Origin of the sequence: uncultured Amphritea sp., from assembly GCF_937127095.1 — a bacterium.
GTDB lineage: Bacteria > Pseudomonadota > Gammaproteobacteria > Pseudomonadales > Balneatricaceae > Amphritea.
Genome location: NZ_CAKZLP010000085.1, coordinates 32,736 through 51,973 on the forward strand (window position 1 = coordinate 32,736; position 19,238 = coordinate 51,973).

The 19,238-nt window shown below is 48.0% G+C and carries 19 protein-coding genes and 1 tRNA gene; 12 read left to right on the plus strand and 8 right to left on the minus strand.

Going from position 1 to position 19,238, the window contains the following annotated elements; genetic code table 11:
- The first annotated feature begins 3 nt into the window (after positions 1-3).
- The 6 genes from Q0499_RS22405 to Q0499_RS22430 are packed head-to-tail and all read left to right on the plus strand — an operon-like array spanning position 4 to position 6,226.
- Positions 4-1,215: an N-acetyl sugar amidotransferase gene (locus tag Q0499_RS22405; protein ID WP_299204829.1), complete on the plus strand. Its 1,212-nt coding sequence runs from the start codon at positions 4-6 to the stop codon at positions 1,213-1,215.
- 16 nt (positions 1,216-1,231) lie between these two features.
- The gene (locus Q0499_RS22410; protein ID WP_299204832.1) at positions 1,232-1,936 is read left to right on the plus strand and encodes an acylneuraminate cytidylyltransferase family protein; all 705 of its coding nucleotides are present in this window, start codon (positions 1,232-1,234) and stop codon (positions 1,934-1,936) included.
- Positions 1,937-1,986: 50 nt separating this feature from the next.
- Entirely contained in the window at positions 1,987-3,021 is a 1,035-nt protein-coding gene (neuB, locus tag Q0499_RS22415; protein ID WP_299204835.1) for an N-acetylneuraminate synthase, read from the plus strand.
- On the plus strand, positions 3,018-4,148 hold the full coding sequence (gene neuC / locus Q0499_RS22420; RefSeq protein ID WP_299204837.1) for a UDP-N-acetylglucosamine 2-epimerase: 1,131 nt from the start codon (positions 3,018-3,020) through the stop codon (positions 4,146-4,148). The genes neuB and neuC overlap by 4 nt, the downstream gene beginning before the upstream one ends.
- Positions 4,138-4,764 (plus strand): acetyltransferase, encoded by a 627-nt coding sequence (locus tag Q0499_RS22425; RefSeq protein WP_299204839.1) that lies wholly within the window; start codon positions 4,138-4,140, stop codon positions 4,762-4,764. Before neuC ends, Q0499_RS22425 begins: the two co-directional genes overlap by 11 nt.
- Positions 4,757-6,226 (plus strand): DegT/DnrJ/EryC1/StrS family aminotransferase, encoded by a 1,470-nt coding sequence (locus tag Q0499_RS22430; protein ID WP_299204841.1) that lies wholly within the window; start codon positions 4,757-4,759, stop codon positions 6,224-6,226. Before Q0499_RS22425 ends, Q0499_RS22430 begins: the two co-directional genes overlap by 8 nt.
- 251 nt (positions 6,227-6,477) lie before the next feature.
- On the opposite strand, the gene Q0499_RS22435 is transcribed toward Q0499_RS22430, so the two are convergent.
- The 5 genes from Q0499_RS22435 to rpsU all read right to left on the minus strand — a co-directional run bounded on the left by Q0499_RS22435 (position 6,478) and on the right by rpsU (position 11,526).
- Positions 6,478-6,554 (minus strand) — tRNA-Ile (locus Q0499_RS22435).
- Between the two features lie 251 nt (positions 6,555-6,805).
- Complete coding sequence (gene rpoD, locus Q0499_RS22440; RefSeq protein ID WP_299204843.1) at positions 6,806-8,623, minus strand: RNA polymerase sigma factor RpoD; 1,818 nt, start codon at positions 8,621-8,623, stop codon at positions 6,806-6,808.
- Between the two features lie 216 nt (positions 8,624-8,839).
- Positions 8,840-10,768 (minus strand): DNA primase, encoded by a 1,929-nt coding sequence (gene dnaG, locus Q0499_RS22445; protein ID WP_299204845.1) that lies wholly within the window; start codon positions 10,766-10,768, stop codon positions 8,840-8,842.
- A 46-nt stretch (positions 10,769-10,814) separates the two neighbouring features.
- Positions 10,815-11,264, minus strand: a complete 450-nt coding sequence (locus tag Q0499_RS22450; protein WP_299204848.1) for a GatB/YqeY domain-containing protein — start codon at positions 11,262-11,264, stop codon at positions 10,815-10,817.
- A 46-nt stretch (positions 11,265-11,310) separates the two neighbouring features.
- The gene (gene rpsU / locus Q0499_RS22455; RefSeq protein WP_019622914.1) at positions 11,311-11,526 is read right to left on the minus strand and encodes a 30S ribosomal protein S21; all 216 of its coding nucleotides are present in this window, start codon (positions 11,524-11,526) and stop codon (positions 11,311-11,313) included.
- 220 nt (positions 11,527-11,746) lie between these two features.
- Between rpsU and tsaD the strand changes: the two genes are divergently transcribed.
- Complete coding sequence (gene tsaD / locus Q0499_RS22460; protein ID WP_299204851.1) at positions 11,747-12,781, plus strand: tRNA (adenosine(37)-N6)-threonylcarbamoyltransferase complex transferase subunit TsaD; 1,035 nt, start codon at positions 11,747-11,749, stop codon at positions 12,779-12,781.
- A gap of 32 nt (positions 12,782-12,813) precedes the next feature.
- Here tsaD and plsY read toward each other — a convergent pair whose 3' ends face one another.
- The gene (plsY, locus tag Q0499_RS22465) at positions 12,814-13,404 is read right to left on the minus strand and encodes a glycerol-3-phosphate 1-O-acyltransferase PlsY (protein ID WP_299204854.1); all 591 of its coding nucleotides are present in this window, start codon (positions 13,402-13,404) and stop codon (positions 12,814-12,816) included.
- 97 nt (positions 13,405-13,501) lie between these two features.
- Here plsY and Q0499_RS22470 point away from each other — a divergent pair, with 97 nt between their 5' ends.
- From Q0499_RS22470 to Q0499_RS22490, 5 genes are read left to right on the plus strand one after another with little or no spacing between them, the layout of a single operon-like run.
- Positions 13,502-13,816, plus strand: coding sequence for a hypothetical protein (locus tag Q0499_RS22470; protein WP_299204857.1), 315 nt, complete (start codon positions 13,502-13,504; stop codon positions 13,814-13,816).
- 50 nt (positions 13,817-13,866) lie between these two features.
- Complete coding sequence (folB, locus tag Q0499_RS22475; RefSeq protein ID WP_299204860.1) at positions 13,867-14,223, plus strand: dihydroneopterin aldolase; 357 nt, start codon at positions 13,867-13,869, stop codon at positions 14,221-14,223.
- Positions 14,223-14,732: a 2-amino-4-hydroxy-6-hydroxymethyldihydropteridine diphosphokinase gene (gene folK, locus Q0499_RS22480; protein WP_299204863.1), complete on the plus strand. Its 510-nt coding sequence runs from the start codon at positions 14,223-14,225 to the stop codon at positions 14,730-14,732. Before folB ends, folK begins: the two co-directional genes overlap by 1 nt.
- Before the next feature lie 36 nt (positions 14,733-14,768).
- Positions 14,769-15,365, plus strand: a complete 597-nt coding sequence (locus Q0499_RS22485; protein WP_299204866.1) for a LemA family protein — start codon at positions 14,769-14,771, stop codon at positions 15,363-15,365.
- Positions 15,366-15,413: 48 nt separating this feature from the next.
- Positions 15,414-17,324, plus strand: coding sequence for a M48 family metallopeptidase (locus tag Q0499_RS22490; RefSeq protein ID WP_299204869.1), 1,911 nt, complete (start codon positions 15,414-15,416; stop codon positions 17,322-17,324).
- Between the two features lie 52 nt (positions 17,325-17,376).
- On the opposite strand, the gene Q0499_RS22495 is transcribed toward Q0499_RS22490, so the two are convergent.
- Positions 17,377-18,117: a pteridine reductase gene (locus Q0499_RS22495; protein ID WP_299204872.1), complete on the minus strand. Its 741-nt coding sequence runs from the start codon at positions 18,115-18,117 to the stop codon at positions 17,377-17,379.
- A complete protein-coding gene (locus Q0499_RS22500; protein ID WP_299204875.1) occupies positions 18,114-19,238 on the minus strand; it encodes a hypothetical protein in 1,125 nt (374 codons plus the stop codon). Before Q0499_RS22500 ends, Q0499_RS22495 begins: the two co-directional genes overlap by 4 nt.

Consider the following 19,238-nt stretch of genomic DNA (forward strand, 5'->3'; position numbering starts at 1 on the left):
ATGATGAAAGAAACTACAGGAAAGTATGGCTTGCCGCTCGAAGTTAAGTTCTGCAGAAAATGCACAATGAACAATCAGAGACCTTCATCTACTGTAGAATTCAAGCAAAAGGCAGGTGAAAAAAAGAGGACGTTGGCATTTGATGAAGAGGGTGTTTGTGAGGCATGTCGTTATGCTGAGAAAAAGAAGGCTATAAACTGGAATGATCGACACCTAGAACTTGAAGAACTTTGTAATCGATTTCGTCGTAATGATGGAAGGTATGATGTAGTTGTTCCTGGTAGCGGTGGTAAGGATAGTGTTCAAGCAGCTCATATGCTTAAATATAAATACAATATGAATCCAATTTTAATAACATGGCCTCCTGCTTTGTATACAGAAATTGGGCGTGATAATTTCGATGCATGGTTGAATTCAGGCTTTGCCAATTATACATATAACCAGAATAAAAAGTTACATCGATTTTTAACAAAGTGTGCTTTTGAAAATCTCGGTCATCCATTTCAACCATTTATTCTCGGGCAGAAAAACTTAGCTCCAAGATTGTCTGTGTTGCTAGATATTCCTTTGGTAATTTTTGGAGAGAATGAAGCAGAATATGGGAATGCTATTGAAGATAATGAAAAACCACAAAGAGATGCTAAGTATTTCTCAGCAGAAGTGGCAATTTCTGATCTAGTTTTAGGCGGAGTTCCTGCAGTCGAATTAATTGATAAGCATGGTTTCAAGCTTTCTGACTTAGAGGCTTATTTTCCGGTAGATCCGTACGCTATTGAGAAAACGAAAACAGAAGTTCACTATCTTGGGTATTATGTTAAGTGGCATCCACAGGAGACATATTATTACTCTGTTGAAAATAGTGATTTTATGCCCAATTATTATCGTACGGAAGGTAGCTTTAGTAAATATAGCTCTTTGGATGATAAGATAGACTGGTTACATTACCATACCACGACTATCAAGTTTGGTATCGGTAGAGCTACTTACGATTCTGCCCAGGAAATTCGTAATGGAGATATCACGCGTGACGAAGGTATTGCTTTAATAAAAAGATTTGATGGAGAGTTTCCTGAACAGTATATTCTTGATTGTTGTGATTACATGGGAATAAGTTTGACTCGTTATCATGATATTATTGAGAAATTCCGCTCTCCTCATTTATGGCATAAAAAGTTCGATCAGTGGGAGCTTGTTAAGCCTATTTGGAAAGAATAAATCGAGGTAAAATTAAGTGCTAAAACGTACAAGAAACAGTAAGTATTTAGCTGTTATACCAGCCAGAGGCGGAAGTAAGAGGCTCCCTGGGAAAAACCTCAAGCTATTGGCTGGAATACCTCTGTTGAGTTGGACTATTAATGCGGCTAGAAATAGTCAGTGTATCGATAAAATTGTTGTTAGTAGTGATGATGATTGCATCTTAACCTTGGCGGAAAAGGAGGGTGTTGTTGCTTTGAGACGCCCTGCTTCTATTTCTGCGGATACATCCAGTACTGTAGATGCGTTGATACATGCAGTAGCAGAAGAAGGTGAGGGTTTTGATCACATCGTTTTACTGCAGCCTACAAGTCCATTGCGAAATGAGAGCCATATTGATGCTGCGATTGACTACTCAGAGTTGAAAAAAAGCCCTTCAGTAGTATCTGTTTGTGAAGTTGATCATAGCCCGCTGTGGGAAAATACCTTGCCTAATGATAATAGCCTTAAGGGTTTTATAAGGTCAGATGTTGTTGGCAAGCGTAGTCAGGATTTAGATATTTATTATAGGCTTAATGGTGCAATTTATATTGTCTCAATAGACAGATTGATAGCTGAAAATTGTTTGATTTTTGATGAATCTTTTGCATTTATAATGGATAAGGAAAGTTCTGTAGATATCGATACAATCTATGATTTTCTTTATGCAGAGGCGATGCTTAGTTATGATGAAAATAAATGAATACTAGTTGTAAATATAAACTTTTGTTTTCTATATAGGTATAGATTTTAATGAGTTGTTTTATAATTGCTGAAGCTGGTGTGAATCATAATGGCTCTGAAGATCTTGCTTTCAAGCTGATAGATATCGCGGTTAATGCTGGTGCAGATGCTATCAAATTTCAGACATTTAAAGCAGACCGGTTAGTTCTCCGAGGAACTTCTACTGCTGAATATCAGCAGCGCCATACGGGGTCTAGTGATCAGTTTCAGATGCTGAAGCAGCTGGAACTTTCGGATTCATTGCATTTTAAGCTGAGAGATCGTTGCCAAGATCGCGGGATTGAGTTTATGTCTACCCCTTTTGATCTTGATGCAGCCGAAATGTTGATTAATTTAGGCATGAAGCGTCTTAAAATTCCTTCGGGTGAGCTAACTAATCTGCCACTTATTAAACAATTGGTTCGGTACAACTGTCCAATTATTTTGTCGACGGGAATGTCTTCCCTCAATGAAGTTGAAGACGCCGTTAATTGCATAGATGCCGAACGCCAAAAACTTGGATATTCACAGCCTTTATCACAGGTGCTTACTTTACTTCATTGTACTTCTAACTATCCGACTAAGCCTGAAGATGTAAACTTACAGGCTATGGTTTCTTTGAAAAATACTTTTTCATTACCTGTTGGATATTCTGATCATACAGAAGGCTGTCTTATTTCAACCGCTGCTGTAGCGATGGGGGCTGTTGTAATAGAGAAACATTTTACGCTTGATAAGACTCTTCCTGGCCCCGATCATAAAGCATCTCTCGATCCTCAAGAGCTTGAGCTGATGATTGCTCAGATAAGAAAACTGGAGCTGAGTTTTGGTGATGGTGTAAAGCGTGTTCGCGATTCCGAGTTACCTGTAAGGGATCTCGTCAGGCGGAGTATAGTTCTTGCTTCCGATAAAAAAGTTGGTGATGTACTTGCTGATTCTGATTTTCAGTTGTTGAGGCCGGGCTCAGGTATTGCTCCAAAGTATCTTGAGACAATAATTGGCAAAAGTCTGATTAAGGAGGTTAAACGAGGTCACATGCTTTGTTGGAGTGATATAGATATATGAGAAAAGTCTGTTATATCTCAGGTACAAGGGCTGATTTCGGTTTAATGAAAAATGTTCTTGTTGAAATTGACCGCTGTAATGAGTTGTCTTTAGATATCATTGTCACTGGTATGCATCTGCTTGCAGATTATGGTTATACTTTTAAGGAAATTGAAAACACTGGGTTAAAAATCACTTCGCGTATTCCTGTAACGCTCGCAGGAAGGTGTGGTGATGAGATGTCAGTTGCTATTGGCGAGCAGGTTATTGGCTTTACGCATGCGCTTAAGAAAATAAGTCCCGATTTAATACTTCTCTTAGGTGATCGTGGTGAGATGCTGGCTGGAGCTATCAGTGGGTTGCATTTGAATATTCCAATAGTCCATATTCATGGCGGAGAATTATCGGGGACGGTAGACGAGCCCGTTCGACATGCAATATCAAAATTATCTCATTTTCATTTTACTGCTACAAACCAGGCCCGGGAACGACTTATAAAAATGGGTGAGAATGATAGTCGTGTTTTTGTAACAGGTGCCCCAGGTCTTGACGAAATAGTAAACGCGAATTTACGTCCTCCTGTTGATGTGTGTAGCGAATATAATCTTGACCCAGCCAGGCCTTTTAGTCTTGTTCTATTTCATCCTGTTGTACAACACGCGGCTGATGCAGGAAATCAGTTTAGTAAGGTATTTAACGCATTAATTCAAAGTGGTGGGCAATACCTTATCATACGACCAAATGCTGATGCAGGGGGGGCAGCAATAAACTCAGTGATTGATGGGTTTAGATCTTCAAGCGACATGCATATTGTTACTCACTTGTCTCGAATAGATTTTCTGTCATTACTCCAAGCTAGTGAAATGCTAATCGGAAACTCAAGTAGTGGTATTATAGAGGCGGCATCACTTGGAACCCGGGTTGTGAATATTGGTGATAGACAGCGATCAAGAGAGCGTAATGCTAATGTTATAGATGTTCAGGTCGATGTTGAGGATATTTATCGAGGTATAATCCAATCCAGAAAAAAAGGGGTATTTTCTGGCGATAATGTTTACGGTGATGGTAATTCAGCTTCACGGATTGTAGAGCTTCTTTCTGATATTTCTTTGAATAGCTCAGTTCTGGATAAAATAAATGCCTATTGACTTTTTCATATATGGAGCAGGGGGACACTCTAAAGTCGTTTATGATGCAGCAAAAAAATCATGTGAAGAATACTCAATAGCTTTTTTAGATGGTGACTCTGAGCGAATTGGGTATTCAGTAATCGATGGTGTTGCTGTTGTTCGTGAAGAACACTATACGTATCAATCAGCTAGTTTTCATGTTGCTATTGGTAATAACCTTGCTCGTAAAGAAGTATCTGAAAGACTACTGTCTGCTGGGAATCAATTAATTACAATTATACACCCCAATTCATCGGTTTCTAGCTTTGCTAAGATTGAAGAAGGCTGCTTCATAGCTGCCCAGACTATCATTGGGCCAGATGTTGTATTGAGTTCCTCTGTCATAGTAAATCACGGTGCTATTGTCGATCATGATTGTTATATAGGTGCTTTTTCTCATATTGCACCGAATGTTACTCTGGGAGGAGGAGTTAATGTTGGTCAGAATTGTCTTGTCGGTGCAGGGGCTGTAGTCTTACCCGGCGTTACTGTTGGTAACGACGTAATTATTGCTGCCGGTGCCGTTGTGATTTCTGATGTCGCTGACGGGCTGACTATTATCGGTGTTCCTGGGAAAATGAAACAAAATGAATAATGTTGAGTCTGTTATAGTCTATTCCCAAACAACTTTGAAAGAAGCGTTACAAACTCTGGATAGTTCTGGTGTAGCTATCCTTCTTTTGGTTGATCAGACGGGGGTTTTGCAAAGAACTGTTACTGATGGTGATATCAGAAGGCTTATACTCGCTGGTTTTTCGCTTGAAGCATGTCTGCAGGAACTCGACTCTAAAACCCCTTTGACTATTTCTCTGGATGAAAGCTCAGAAGATGCGCTTCTCATCATGGATGAAAATCTTATAGATCATATACCTGTTGTTGATGAGCATTTCAGACCTGTAAAGTTATTTCTTCGAAGAAATATACATCCTAAGATTCTTTTATCTGTACCCCATATGGGCGACACAGAAGAGCGTTATGTAAAAGAGGCGTTTGATACAAACTGGATCGCTCCTCTGGGGCCAAATGTAGATGCTTTTGAGAAAGAAATTTCTGAATACGTAAGTTGTGGACATGCTGCAGCGTTAAGTTCAGGGACGGCGGCAATTCATCTTGCTTTAAGGCTATTAGATGTAGGCCCAGGGGATATTGTTTTTTGTTCTAGCTTCACGTTCATCGCAAGTGCGAACCCGATACTTTATCAGGGGGCATCTCCCGTATTTATTGATTCAGAGCCGTCCAGCTGGAACATGTCTCCTATGGCTCTTGAGAGAGCTCTTGAGGATTTCTCTACTGCTGGATCGCTGCCTAAAGCCATTATTGTTGTTCATCTATACGGCCAAAGTGCTGACATGGATGCCATTATGTCTTTATGCGATAGATATGGAGTTCCTGTTATTGAAGATGCTGCTGAGTCGTTAGGAGCCACTTTTAAAGGAAAAGCTACAGGAACTTTTGGAAAATTCGGTATTTTCTCTTTTAATGGGAATAAAATTATCACTACATCTGGTGGCGGTATGTTGATCTCGGATGATGAGGAAATGATTAGAAAGGCACGCTTTCTATCCACTCAAGCACGGGATGATGCACCCTATTATGAGCATTCGCAGGTTGGCTATAACTATAGGATGAGCAACGTCTTAGCTGGTATAGGGAGAGGGCAGCTAGAAGTTTTGGATGCTCGTGTAGAAGCTAGGAGGTCCATTTTTAGCCTCTATTTAGAGAGTCTGTCCGACATTAAGGCAATTCAATGGATGCCAGAACTGAAAGGAACCTTTTCAAATCGTTGGCTCACTACTTTTACTATTGATCCGCAGTGCGCAGATGTTACACCGAGCCAGATAATTGCTTCTTTGGCAGAAATAAATATTGAAGCGCGTCATTTGTGGAGGCCTATGCACAAGCAGCCACTGTTTAAAGACGTGACATATTATCGCCATGCTAATGTTAGCGTATGTGATGATCTGTTTGAAAGGGGTCTATGTTTGCCATCAGCATCAAATATGGATCCATCTCTGCAAAACGTCGTTATACAGCGCATACGGAAGATGTTTCAGTAGCTATTGGCTTGATGTGATGAAAAATCGGTTTAGATAATATATGTATGACAGTTAACAGCTGTAAATAGTTTATTTCTAATATATTCGTTAGCTAAAATGGCGGGTCCTGCAGGGGGTGCATCTGCCTATTAAAGACTGAGTCGAGCTTGTTTCTTGGGTTTTTCAGATGAAGGAGGTGGGGCTTGAACCTGCGACCGATCGGTCTCTATTTGAGAGTGAGTCGAGTTTTTTGTGAAAGTCTGTGAAGAAGGTGGTGCCTCTTGCAGGACTTGAACCTGCGACCAACCGATTATGAGTCGGGTGCTCTAACCAACTGAGCTAAAGAGGCACAAAGATGTGTAAAAATCCGTTTAAATGTCACCTAGACATTCATCCCTCATAAGAGCCTTTGACCGATCCGTCTCTATCGAAGAGTGAGTCGAGTGCTCTAACAAACTGAGCTAAAGGCCCCCATTGAAAATAGCTTTGAGCACGTCAGAAGAAATATCTATTTAAACTGAGTGTAAAAGCGACTCTCTGGGAGAGGACGCCCATAATACCACAGGATATTATGGGCGCAACGGTCTGATTTAAAAGATTTTAATGTTCGTCAAGGAAGCTGCGCAGATGGTCTGAGCGGCTTGGGTGGCGCAGCTTACGAAGTGCTTTCGCTTCGATCTGACGGATACGCTCACGGGTAACATCAAACTGCTTACCCACCTCTTCGAGGGTGTGGTCAGTATTCATGTTGATACCGAAACGCATACGCAGAACTTTCGCTTCACGTGCAGTCAGTCCTGCCAGAACTTCTTTGGTTGCTTCGCGCAGGCCTTCGCCAGTGGCTGAGTCTACCGGGGAGTCAATCGTGATATCCTCGATAAAGTCACCCAGGCTGGAATCCTCATCGTCACCGATCGGTGTTTCCATTGAGATAGGCTCTTTTGCGATCTTCAGCACCTTGCGTATCTTGTCTTCCGGCATATCCATACGTTCAGCCAGCTCTTCAGGCGTAGGCTCACGACCCATCTCCTGCAGCATCTGACGGGAGATGCGGTTGAGCTTATTGATCGTTTCGATCATGTGTACCGGAATACGGATAGTACGCGCCTGATCGGCAATCGAACGGGTGATCGCCTGACGAATCCACCAGGTTGCGTAGGTGGAGAATTTGTAACCCCGGCGGTATTCAAATTTGTCGACCGCTTTCATCAGACCGATGTTGCCTTCCTGTATCAGGTCAAGGAATTGCAGGCCGCGGTTGGTATACTTTTTAGCGATAGAGATAACCAGTCGCAGGTTAGCTTCAACCATCTCTTTCTTGGCGCGACGAGCACGGGCTTCACCGATCGACATGCGACGGTTAACCTCTTTAATCTCGTTCAGGGTGAGCTTCATCTCATGCTCAGCCTGGACCAGTTTTTTCTGCGCTCTGCGCAGCTCTATTTCGTGGCGCTTGAGGGCGCTTGCGTAGTCAGCGTCAGAGCTGAGCAGACCATCCAGCCATGCGCTGTTGGTCTCGTTGCCCGGGAACTCTTTGATAAACTGACGGCGCGGCATTTTTGCACGCTGGGTGCAGATCTGCATAATTGTCCGTTCCTGCTTGCGAATCCGGTCAATCGAGTTGCGCACGTTATCGACCAGCATGTCGTAAAAACGTGGAGAAAGCTTGATTGGAGAAAAAGCGTCTGCAAGCTCTTCGAACGCTTTCGCTGCGGTTTTGCTGCTGCGACCCTCTTTCTCTACCGCTTTCTGGTAGGTCGTGTAGGTGCTGCGTAACAGATCAAAACGTCGCTTGGCTTCCTCAGGATCTGGGCCGCGCTCTTTCTCTTCATCATCGTCAGAGTCATCGTCAGACTCTTCAGCTGCTTCGGCCTGTTGTGCTGCAGAAGGGATCTCAGCGCCATCATCGGGATCGATATAGCCACTGAAAATGTCGCTCAGGCGGCCCTCTTCTTCCTGGCTGGTATCGTAGGCAGCGAGAATTGCGTCAACCGAGCCCGGGAATGCTGCCAAGCCTGCCATCACTTCACGCAGGCCCTCTTCAATCCGTTTGGCTATTTCGATCTCACCCTGTCGGGTCAGTAGCTCAACGGTACCCATCTCACGCATATACATACGCACCGGGTCGGTGGTGCGTCCGGCATCGGATTCAACAGCTGCCAGGGCGGCTACGGCTTCTTCGTCCGCTTCTTCAGCGGAATCGCCTTCGGTCATCAGCAGGGTTTCGGCGTCCGGAGCTTCTTCCGTGACCGATATACCCATATCATTGATCATGCGGATGATGTCTTCGACCTGATCCGGATCAGCAATATCTTCTGGCAGGTGGTCATTAACTTCAGCATAAGTAAGGTAGCCTTGCTCCTTACCCCGTGCGATCAATTCCTTGAGGCGTGACTGCTGCTTTGAGGTGTCTGACATAATTGCCCTTCAGTGATGACAAAAGTGAAAAAAATTAGCCCGATATTATAGCGATTGCAGGGTGAAAATTCTACAGAGTGCGGACGGTTATATGGCTATTTCATCTATAAAAATAGACTATTTTCAGTGCTTTGTGCAGAAAGTTGAAAATTGGGCCAGGGTTTGCTCTGTAGCTTTGTAAATGGGGGTAGTTTGATCAATTTCAATGGTGGCTGGTTATTTTTCAGGCGCTTTTCTTAAGCGGCTGCCTGCTTGTTTCATAATTAGCTGGTTTAAACGTTGTTTGTCGTCGGCGCTCAGGTGAGGTTGGGATTTCAGTTGCAGTATTTCCCGGTCTAAATGACGCTCCTGCAAACGGTTGAGGCTGTCACTTAAAACCTGCTGGGCATTGTTGGCGTCAATGATGGGTGTCTGATGGGCAATCTCATTCAGCTGTCGAATCAGGGGTTTGAGATGGTCGTGTTCCTGCCAGTCTACCGCCAGTATGCCGGGCGTTACGCCGGGGTTTTCCTGGAGATATCGGTTTAGCTGATAGAGTAGCTGTTCCGAACCGGTATCTGAGCTGGCCAGTATTTCAAGGTCACCGCACTGGCTGGACAGTGACGGCAGATGCAGCAGTATCGATACAGCCGTGCTGGCCGGATTGAAGTGTACTGCAGAGCCTCCGGGTGGTGGTGGCGCCTGGCGAAATTTTTTATTGCCCTTGGAGAACTCTTTGCCCGGCTTTTTATCCTGTCTGAAGTTGCTTTGCTCCGGTTGGTAGTCAAAGTATCCGTCATCGGGATAATCAGACTCACCATGATAGTAATCAGGTTCAGGCGCGGAATGCGTAGCGGTGGTTTCCTGAAGGTTGTTTACGCTGATTAGCTGTTCGAGGCTGAGTCCGGTCAGTTCGGAAATTTTTTCCTGCATCATCTGCTTCAGTATGCCGGGTTGCATCTGATTAATGAGCGGCAGCGCCTGATTGCTGAAGCGAGCACGCCCATCCAGTGAGCTCATATCCGCACCTTCCTCCAGTGTCTTGAAGAAAAAATCGGACAGCGGCAGTGACTCGCTGAGTCTCTGCTCAAATGCTTCGCAGCCTTCCTGGCGTACCAGACTGTCGGGGTCTTCACCTTCGGGCAGAAAGAGAAAACGCGCCTGTTTGCCATCGGTGATCACAGGCATAGTGGTGTCCAGTGCGCGCTTGGCGGCTTTGCGGCCGGCCTCATCGCCGTCAAAGCAGAAGATGACTTCGGGCACCATTTTCAGCAGTCGCTCAAGGTGTTGAGCCGTAGTCGCTGTGCCCAAGGTGGCGACCGCATAACCGATACCGTACTGAGCCAGCCCGACAACATCCATATAGCCTTCAACAATAATCAGGCGATCGAGGTTCTGGTTGTACTTGCGGGCTTCATATAGGCCGTAAAGTTCGCGGCTCTTGTGAAAGGTATCGGTTTCCGGCGAGTTCAGGTATTTGGGCTTCTCATCACCCAGTACCCGCCCACCAAAGGCGATGACCCGGCCGCGCATATCCCGGATGGGGAACATGATGCGTTCACGAAAACGGTCGTAATAACGATCTGAGTCCTCTTTATTGATCAGCATGCCAGCCTGCTCGAGCCGCAGTTTGGTGTCCTCGTCCCTGGCAAGTTTCTTTAACAGATTATCCCAGCCCGGCGGCGCGTAACCGATGCCGAAGCGGGCGGCGAACTGGCCAGTCATGCCTCGATTCTTCAGGTAGTTGACGGCGATCTCTTTGCTGGAGTGTTCGCGCAGCTGCTGCTGATAATACTCAGAGGCTTCCTCAAGCAGCGCAAAAATATCCTTGATACGCTGTTCTTTCTGATGATCAACCGGTCCTTCCGCTTTGGGAATTTCAACGCCAGCGAGTTTTGCGAGTTCTTCAACTGCTTCGGGGAAGCTCAGGCGGTCGTGTTCCATGAGGAAGCTAAGCGAGTTGCCACCGGCGCCACAACCAAAGCAGTAATAGAACTGTTTTTCATTATTGACGGTAAAAGAGGGGGATTTTTCTTTATGAAACGGGCAGAGGCCGGAATAGTTCTTTCCGGTGCGTTTGAGTTTGACCCGGGCCTCAACGATATCGAGTACATTGACTCGCGCCAGAAGATCATCGATAAAACTTTGCGGTATGCGTCCGGCCATAGTGTCAGACTACCTGCTGATTAGAGGGGAAGGTTCAGCAGTTATATTAACTATTCAGAGCGTTTTTGACGAGTTGGCTGATGGCGCCCATATCTGCGCGTCCCTGAACCTGAGGTTTTACCAGGGCCATGACTTTGCCCATCTCCTGCATGTTCTGCGCACCTGAATCTATCACCGCCTGGGCGACAATGGCTTCAAGTTCTGCTTCGGTCAGCGGCTGAGGCAGAAACTCCCTGATAACAAGAAGTTCCTGTTGCTCAATATCGGCCAGATCATCACGACCGGCAGCGTTAAACTGCTCGATCGAATCGCGACGCTGCTTCTGCATCTTGTCCAGAATCGCGAGTACACGTGCATCATCCAGCTCAATACGCTCATCAACTTCGATGCGTTTGAGCTCAGACAGAATCATGCGGATAGTGCCCAGGCGCTCTTTAGCTTTCGCGCGCATGGCTGCTTTCATCTCGATACTGATGCGTTGCTTCAGTTCGGACATACCGCTCTCCTGTCTGTATAGGGCTGTTTAATGCGTTGTAGCGATCTTAGTACAGACGAACGCGACGCTGGTTTTCGCGCTGAACTTTCTTCAGGTGACGCTTAACAGCAGCAGCAGCCTTACGCTTACGGATAGAAGTTGGCTTCTCGTAGAATTCACGACGACGCACTTCAGCCAGTACACCGGCTTTTTCGCAAGAACGTTTGAAACGACGCAGAGCTACGTCAAATGGCTCGTTTTCTTTAACTTTAACTGCTGGCATATAAATACCTTACCTTTCCTGTAGAAATTTAATGTCTGTTCCGCTGAGCTTTAGACACAGCTGGCCAATAAGGGCCGGTATTTTATTCTCATGATCAGGCAGTGTAAAGCCTAAATACGATGAAATGATTGTTAAAATGGATGATAATGACGCGACATGAGCAGTCCTGCGGCTTTGAACGCCGCTTTTTATTCGTGATTTAGAGTGAGAACAGTCAACAATGCGTGTGTTAGGAATCGAAACCTCCTGTGATGAAACCGGTGTGGCGATCTACGATAGCGAAACCGGGTTGTTGGGCGATGCGCTTTATAGCCAGGTTGCGATGCATGCAGAGTATGGGGGTGTTGTGCCGGAGCTGGCTTCCCGCGATCACGTTCGCAAACTGTTGCCGCTGATCAAAGAGGTGCTGGGTCAGGCGAATACCAGCGCGGCAGAACTGGACGCGGTGGCCTACACCGCAGGCCCCGGTCTTATCGGTGCGCTGATGGTGGGTGCTTCAACCGGCAGGGCGCTGGCGCTGGCCTGGGATATACCTGCGATCGGTGTGCATCATATGGAAGGCCATCTGTTGGCGCCGATGCTGGAGGAGCATCCTCCTGAGTTTCCTTTTGTCGCATTGCTGGTCTCTGGCGGACACACGCAATTAGTGCAGGTCGATGCAATCGGTGAATACACCTTGCTTGGCGAGTCTCTGGATGACGCAGCAGGGGAGGCGTTTGATAAAGCCGCTAAGATGCTGGGTCTTGACTATCCGGGTGGGCCTGAAGTGGCTCGTCTGGCCGCGCTGGGTGATCGGAAACGATTTCGCTTTCCACGCCCAATGACCGATCGTCCCGGGCTGGATCTTAGCTTTAGCGGCCTGAAAACCTTTACCCTGAATACCTCGAATGACCTACGGGTGGATGGGGTGCTGGCAGAAAAAGATCGTCGTGATATCGCCGCTGCTTTTGAAGAGGCGGTGGTTGAAACCCTGGCGATTAAATGTCGCCGTGCGCTGCAACAAACCGGATTTAAACAGCTGATCATTGCCGGTGGAGTGAGCGCTAACCAGCGGCTGCGTGACCGTCTTGAAGAGATGGTCGCAAAAGAACGGGCGAAACTGTTTTATGCCCGCCCCCGTTTTTGTACCGATAATGGTGCGATGATCGCCTATGCCGGTTGCCAGCGTCTGATGGCGGGACAGCGAAGTGACCTGTCTATTCAGTGTGTACCGCGCTGGCCGATGGACAGCCTTGAGCCTATCAAGCAGCCTTGAGCTAATAAAACTGTATAAGCAGCCCGTTGAGTTTAAAGCTGGCTTTCTTTGTTGTTTAACAGGTTGCGGATATTCTGATGATGAGTGGCAAGGATCAGACTGCTCATAATCATGATCGGTAGTAGCAACTGTGGAATAAAAATTCCGCAAATCAGCGGGCTGAGTAACGCCATGCTGACCGCTGCCAGAGATGAAATCCTGCGGATGGCTAATACGGTTAGCCACACGGCGCTCTGCGCCAGTGCCAGTCGATAATCGAGAAACAGGCAGCCACCGAGCATGGTGGCAACGCCTTTCCCTCCTCTGAAGCGCAGAAAAATCGACCAGACATGGCCGATCAGGGCTGATATCGCGACCAGTGACTGGTCAAACAGAGCAAGGTCTGCCCATTGGGCGATTGACACGGCCAGCATCCCTTTGCTGACATCACCGGTTAGTGTTAACAATGCTGCAGGTCGGTTTCCTGTACGTAAAACATTTGTTGCACCAGGATTACCCGAGCCCAGTTGACGAGGGTCTTCGATCCCCATAAAGTGACAAATGAGTACAGCATTAGGAATGGAACCCAGCAGATAGGCGATTAACATAACGGTCAGCGTTGTGAGGCCCTCTGCTCCGATCATAGTCCTGTTCCGCTGTTTTCTTTAAAGTTAACTATTTTTTATAACGCACTTAGGCTCAGGATGAAAGCGGTAAACGGTGCGGCTGAGGATTTCAGGGATGAAGAAACGAATAGTGTTATCGTTGCTGCTATTGGCAAACAGCTGTGAAGCAGGATTCAGGATGGAGGATGGTAGTCTGGTCGGCGCAGGTGATAATATCGATCAGCTCTATGATCACTGGGGTAAAGAGAGTCAGCGACTGGTGACTGAAAAGACCTGCAATCGTATTATTGCGTTAAAGCGGGAGTATTGCTCTACTCGACGATTGATCTGGCAGCGTGATGGTCGTTATATGCTGGTGCAGGTGTCGGGGCGGATGATTATAAAAACAGGCTGGACGCGTTCACAAAGAGAGCTTAAGGCCGCCTTTTAAATATTTTTAGGGCAGACTGATAATGTTTGCTGGATTGTAAGGGTTTTGTCTTGGATATTGTGTACATTAAGGGTTTAAAGGTAGAGACCTTGATCGGCATCTACGATTGGGAACGAGAGATCCGTCAGACCGTCTGTCTGGATATTAAGATGGCTACCGATATTCAACAAGCGGCAGCCGCTGAAGATATTGACAGTACTCTCAATTATAAGACGGTCTCCGATCGCCTGATCAGTTTTATAGAGACCAGTGAATTTTTGCTGGTGGAAACGATGGCTGAAGAGATTGCGCAGATTATTTTGCAAGAGTTTGGTGTCCGCTGGCTGAAGCTGAAACTGGGAAAACCCGGTGCAGTGCCGATGGCGGAGGATGTCGGTGTAATTATTGAACGGGGAGAGCGCTTCTGATGGCTCAGGTGTTTGTAAGCATTGGTAGCAATACCGAACGTGAAGTCTATATTGAACGGTGCCTTGAGGCGCTGGATGCTAACTTTGAAAAGCTGGCGCTGTCGCCGGTTTATGAAAGTGCGCCGGTCGGTTTTGATGGAGACAACTTCTACAATCTGGTGGCATCTTTTAAAACCGATTTGCCGGTAGGTGAGCTGAGCAAGAAACTGAAGATGATCGAGGATGATAACGGCCGTTGCCGGACATCACCCAAGTTCAGTAGCCGTACCCTGGATATCGATATCCTCACCTATGATGCATTGATTGGCAATATTGATGGTGTCACTTTGCCTCGTGAGGAGATTACTGAGAACGCCTTTGTGCTGTGGCCTTTAGCGGAACTGGCGCCTAAATCCCGGCATCCGGTTCTGGCTGAAACCTATCAGCAGTTATGGCTGGATTACGATAAAACCAAACAGTCGCTACACCCGGTACCGTTTATCTGGCGCAAGAAGGATCTCTCCGCCTGATACAGGCCAGTCTATTCATGAAAAAGGAGTTACACGATGGGAATGGGATCACTTATTTTTCTGGTTATTATTGCCGCGTTGGTATTCTATGTTGTGGCGATTTACAACCGCCTGGTGACACTGAAAAATCGCTATGAAAACGGCTTTGCTCAAATCGATGTGCAGCTGAAACGTCGCTATGACCTGATACCTAATCTGGTGGAAACGGCTAAGGCATATCTTGAACATGAACGGGGCACGCTGGAAGCGGTTATTGCCGCCCGTAATGAGGCGATGGCAGGGCTTAAAGCTGCTGCAGCTGATCCGGGTAATGCGCAGGCGCTGTCGCAGTTGTCAAAGGCCGAAGGTGGTTTGCAGGGCGCTCTGGGCAAGCTCAGTATCGTGGTTGAGGCTTACCCTGAATTGAAAGCCGATACCAACATGCGTCAGTTGAGTGAGGAGTTAACTTCAACGGAAAACCGCGTCGCTTTTTCCCGTCAGGCGTTTAACGATGCAGTGACTGAATACAACAGCTACAAACAGAGCTTCCCGCCGGTTATTCTGGCGGGCACCTTTGGCCATGTGCGGGATGCGTCACTACTTGAATTTGCGGATCGGGAACAACTGCAAATCGCGCCTAAAGTTAGTTTCTGATTTGCCCGTCGCCGTCTGTGTGACACATATCTGAGATAGGGACGATCAATGAATTTCTATGCGGCCCAGGACCAGGCCCGTAAGAGCAGTCGCTTTCTCCTGCTGCTCTTTATTCTGCTGAATATCGGCCTGGTCGTACTGATAAACCTGCTGTTTGCCTGGTATCTCTGGGTGAATGATGACCCTCTGGCGCTGCCCGACCGGGTGTTTCTTGATTATCTTAGTTGGCAACGAATCGCTGTTGTAGCAAGTGCGATAGCGCTGTTGCTGCTTTTTGCTGCCTGGCTGAAATGGCTGGATGTAAAAAAAGGTGGCGGGGCCGTTGCAGAGATGTTTGGTGGTCAGCAGGTGCAGCCTTTAACCCGGGATACGGCCGAGCGACGGTTAATCAACGTGGTTGAGGAGATGGCACTGGCTGCCGGGGTGCCTGTTCCACCAGTCTATGTGATGCGCAGTGAGATGGGAATCAATGCCTTTGCAGCCGGACTGGGGTTGACCGATGCGGCGATCTGCGTGACCCGGGGGACGCTGGATAGTTTGAGCCGCGATCAGTTGCAGGGGGTGATTGCCCACGAGTTCAGTCATATTATTAATGGCGATATGCGTATCAATATGCGTTTGCTGGTGATGCTCCACGGGATGGTGTTTTTTGCTGAATTAGGTCGGGTGTTTGCCAGCAGTAAAACCAGTTGGTGGGCTGACTCAACGAAGTCGCGCAGCTCCAGTCGTGGTTATCTGGTGCTGTTGGGGCTGGGGTTGATGGTGGTCGGCTGGTGTGGGGTGATGCTTGGTAATATGCTCAAAGCTGCCATCAGTCGGCAGCGGGAATTTCTCGCGGATGCCTCAGCGGTGCAGTTTACCCGCAACCCTGAAGGTATTGGCGGGGCGCTGAAAGTGATCGGTGGCAGTCGGTTTCAGGGGCATCTGAATCATCCGGAATGTCAGGAAGCCGGACACCTGTTTTTCTCTGCGGTGATGCCCGGCTGGCTCTGGTCTACGCATCCTCCTCTGGATGTCCGGATTCGTAAGGTTGATCCCCGTTGGGACGGTCAATACCTCAAGCCGCAGCCTTCTATGGTGACTCCGGAGACCGATGTTGATAAAACCTTAAAAGCCAATCGTCCCACCGCTCAGGTCATTGATAGTCTTATCGGCACCCTGGCAGGCGCGGAGTTGCTCGATTATGTCGGGCAGGACGGGGCAGGGGTGCCTGAAGAACTGCAATCATCTGATCATGACCTGTATCAACTGGCACGAGATCCTTATGATGCCCGGGTGGTGTTGCTGGGTTTGTTGATGGATGGCGATAGCCAGATCAGGCGGCAGCAGTTTAAGCTGATTGCGGCAGAAGAATCGGCGCTGGCGGATCGTTTGTATCACTGTCTGGATCAGTTTCAAACGCTATCCCGATCTGAGTATTTGCAACTGATTCAACTGGCCCTGCCGGCCCTTAAGTCGCAGTCAGCCAATCAGTACAAAGCGTTCAAGCGGTTATTGTTGCAGGTTGTTAAGGCGGATCAGCAGATCGATCTGTTTGAGTGGGTGTTGTATCAGTTGGTGAGTCGCTTTTGTGATGCTCATTTTGGCGCGGTGCGTAAACGGGAAAATCGTTACAACAGTATTGATTCCCTGTCTGAGCACTATGCCGTGGTTATCTCGATGCTGGCTTATCATGGTGAAACATCCGATGAGATGACTCTCAAAGCATTTAACCGTGGCGCAGGCGTTGCCGGGCTTTATATGTTGCAACCCGTTCCCCTGTCTGAATGCACCCGGGAGGCTTTCGCTGCAGCGGTAACAGAGTTGGCTGCGGCCACACCGTTTGTGCGCCAGCGGATGCTTAAAGGGATGGTTCAGGTGGTGCGCCACGATGGCAGGATTGTGGCGGTTGAGCGTGAACTGATAACCGCAGTCGCCGCGGTAATGGAGAGTCCGCTGGTCGGTCTGGACGAGGATTAAGCCTGGCTCCGGGTGAACGTATAAATACAATCTTAGTTACTTTAGATGGATTTTAGTGACTATAGAGTGATTTTCCGCCATCCACGGCGATAATCTGCCCGGTTATAAAGGTCTGGCTGGCTAGAAAAACCACCGCCTGGGCAATATCTTCCGGTGTTCCCGCCCGCTTGAGCAGTGTTTTATCCACAATGGCGCGCTGCTCTTCAGGGCTGATTGCGGCGTCTTGTTCTGGCCAGAGTATCGGCCCTGGGGCAACACCGTTGACGCGCACCTCCGGGGCCAGCTCTTTAGCCAGACTGATGGTCATCATCTGTAATCCCGCCTTAGCAATTGAATAGATCGGGTAACCGGGCATCGCTCTCTGAGCATGGATATCAATCAGATTAATAATACTGCCCTGTTGCTGTCTGAGTGACGCTGCCAGCTTAGCTGAGAGAAAATAAGCGGCTTTGAGGTTGCTGTTGACCAGATCATCCCATTGCTGCTCAGTGCTTTGCTCAAGCGGCGTCGGGTAAAATGAGGACGCATTATTGATTAGCAGATCGATCTGTCCCCAGCAGCACAGTGCCTGATCGGCTAATGTTGAGACTTCGACGCTATTGTTCAGATCAGCCTGTAATACTCTGACGCTATCCGGCTTTAATTCGTTTAACTCCAGCGCCAGTTGATTCGCCGCGTCAAGTGAGTGATGACAGTGAACAATAATCCGGTATCCCTGTTGCCATAACTGGCGGGCAATGGTGGCGCCAATTCTTCGTGCCGCACCGGTAATCAGGGCTACAGGCTGCGTCATATTGAGACTCCGACAATCTGTTGCTGACAGATCTGCAGTTGAGCCTGATTGATCGCTTTGCCGAGTGCCTTGCCTTTGAAACCCTGCGCCATCAATTGAGCCGGGTCAACCTGCTGTAGTCGTTGCAGTAGCAGGGGGAGTTCTGTTTTTGCAGTGATCGAATTATCGGTGATCAGAGAGCAGCCCTCCAGTAGTAGATCGAGGTGTTCGCTGCGACGCAAAAGGTCGAGGTTCTTTATCAACTCTAGTCGCTGACCAGCGTTAAGCTGGGTGAATCGACACAGTTGATCAGCCTGGCTGCTGAACTGCAGCGCCAGATCACGATAGGCATTGGGGCTGCGGTGAGTGTCGCAAAAGGTTTTAATCTTCTCACTGCGAAGCTCGGCGTTCGTTGCCGCGAAGGCGCTGCGAAGGAGTACAGCGAACCTGACCCGGGCATCGGCGGGTTTGCTGATCGCCGTAAGAGTTTGTTGATCATTCACGGCGGTAATCAGTTCAGGAAACAGTATCTGCAGCGCGTTCGCTTGCTTCAGGGTTAGCAGGAACTGCTGCGGTGTCTTTTCACCCAGCGCACGCTGGAACTCCTGCCACACTCTTTCGGCGGTCAGGTGCTCGAGCTCATCGCCTGCTGCCAGGTGTTGCATCAATAGCAGTGTTTCGGGGGCAACGGTGAAGCCCAGGTGGGCATAGCGGGCCTGAAAACGGGCGACCCGGATGACCCGCAGAGGGTCTTCAGAGAAGGCGGGTGAGACATGGCGCAGCAGCTTTTGTTGCAGATCGTGCTGGCCATTATAAGGGTCGATGATGTTGCCATCATCGTCCATGGCCATGGCGTTGATGGTCAGATCCCGGCGGATCAGATCCTCTTCGAGGGTGACTTCAGGGCTGGCGTGATAATGAAATCCGGTATAGCCTTTGCCAGACTTGCGTTCGGTGCGGGCCAGGGCATACTCTTCACCGCTGTCCGGGTGGATAAATACAGGAAAGTCTTTGCCGACGGGGCGGAATCCCTGTTGTAACATCAGTTCAGGGGTTGCCCCGACCACAACCCAGTCGCGGTCGTACACCGGATACCCCAGAAGTGTGTCCCGGACTGCTCCGCCTACCAGATAGATTTGCAT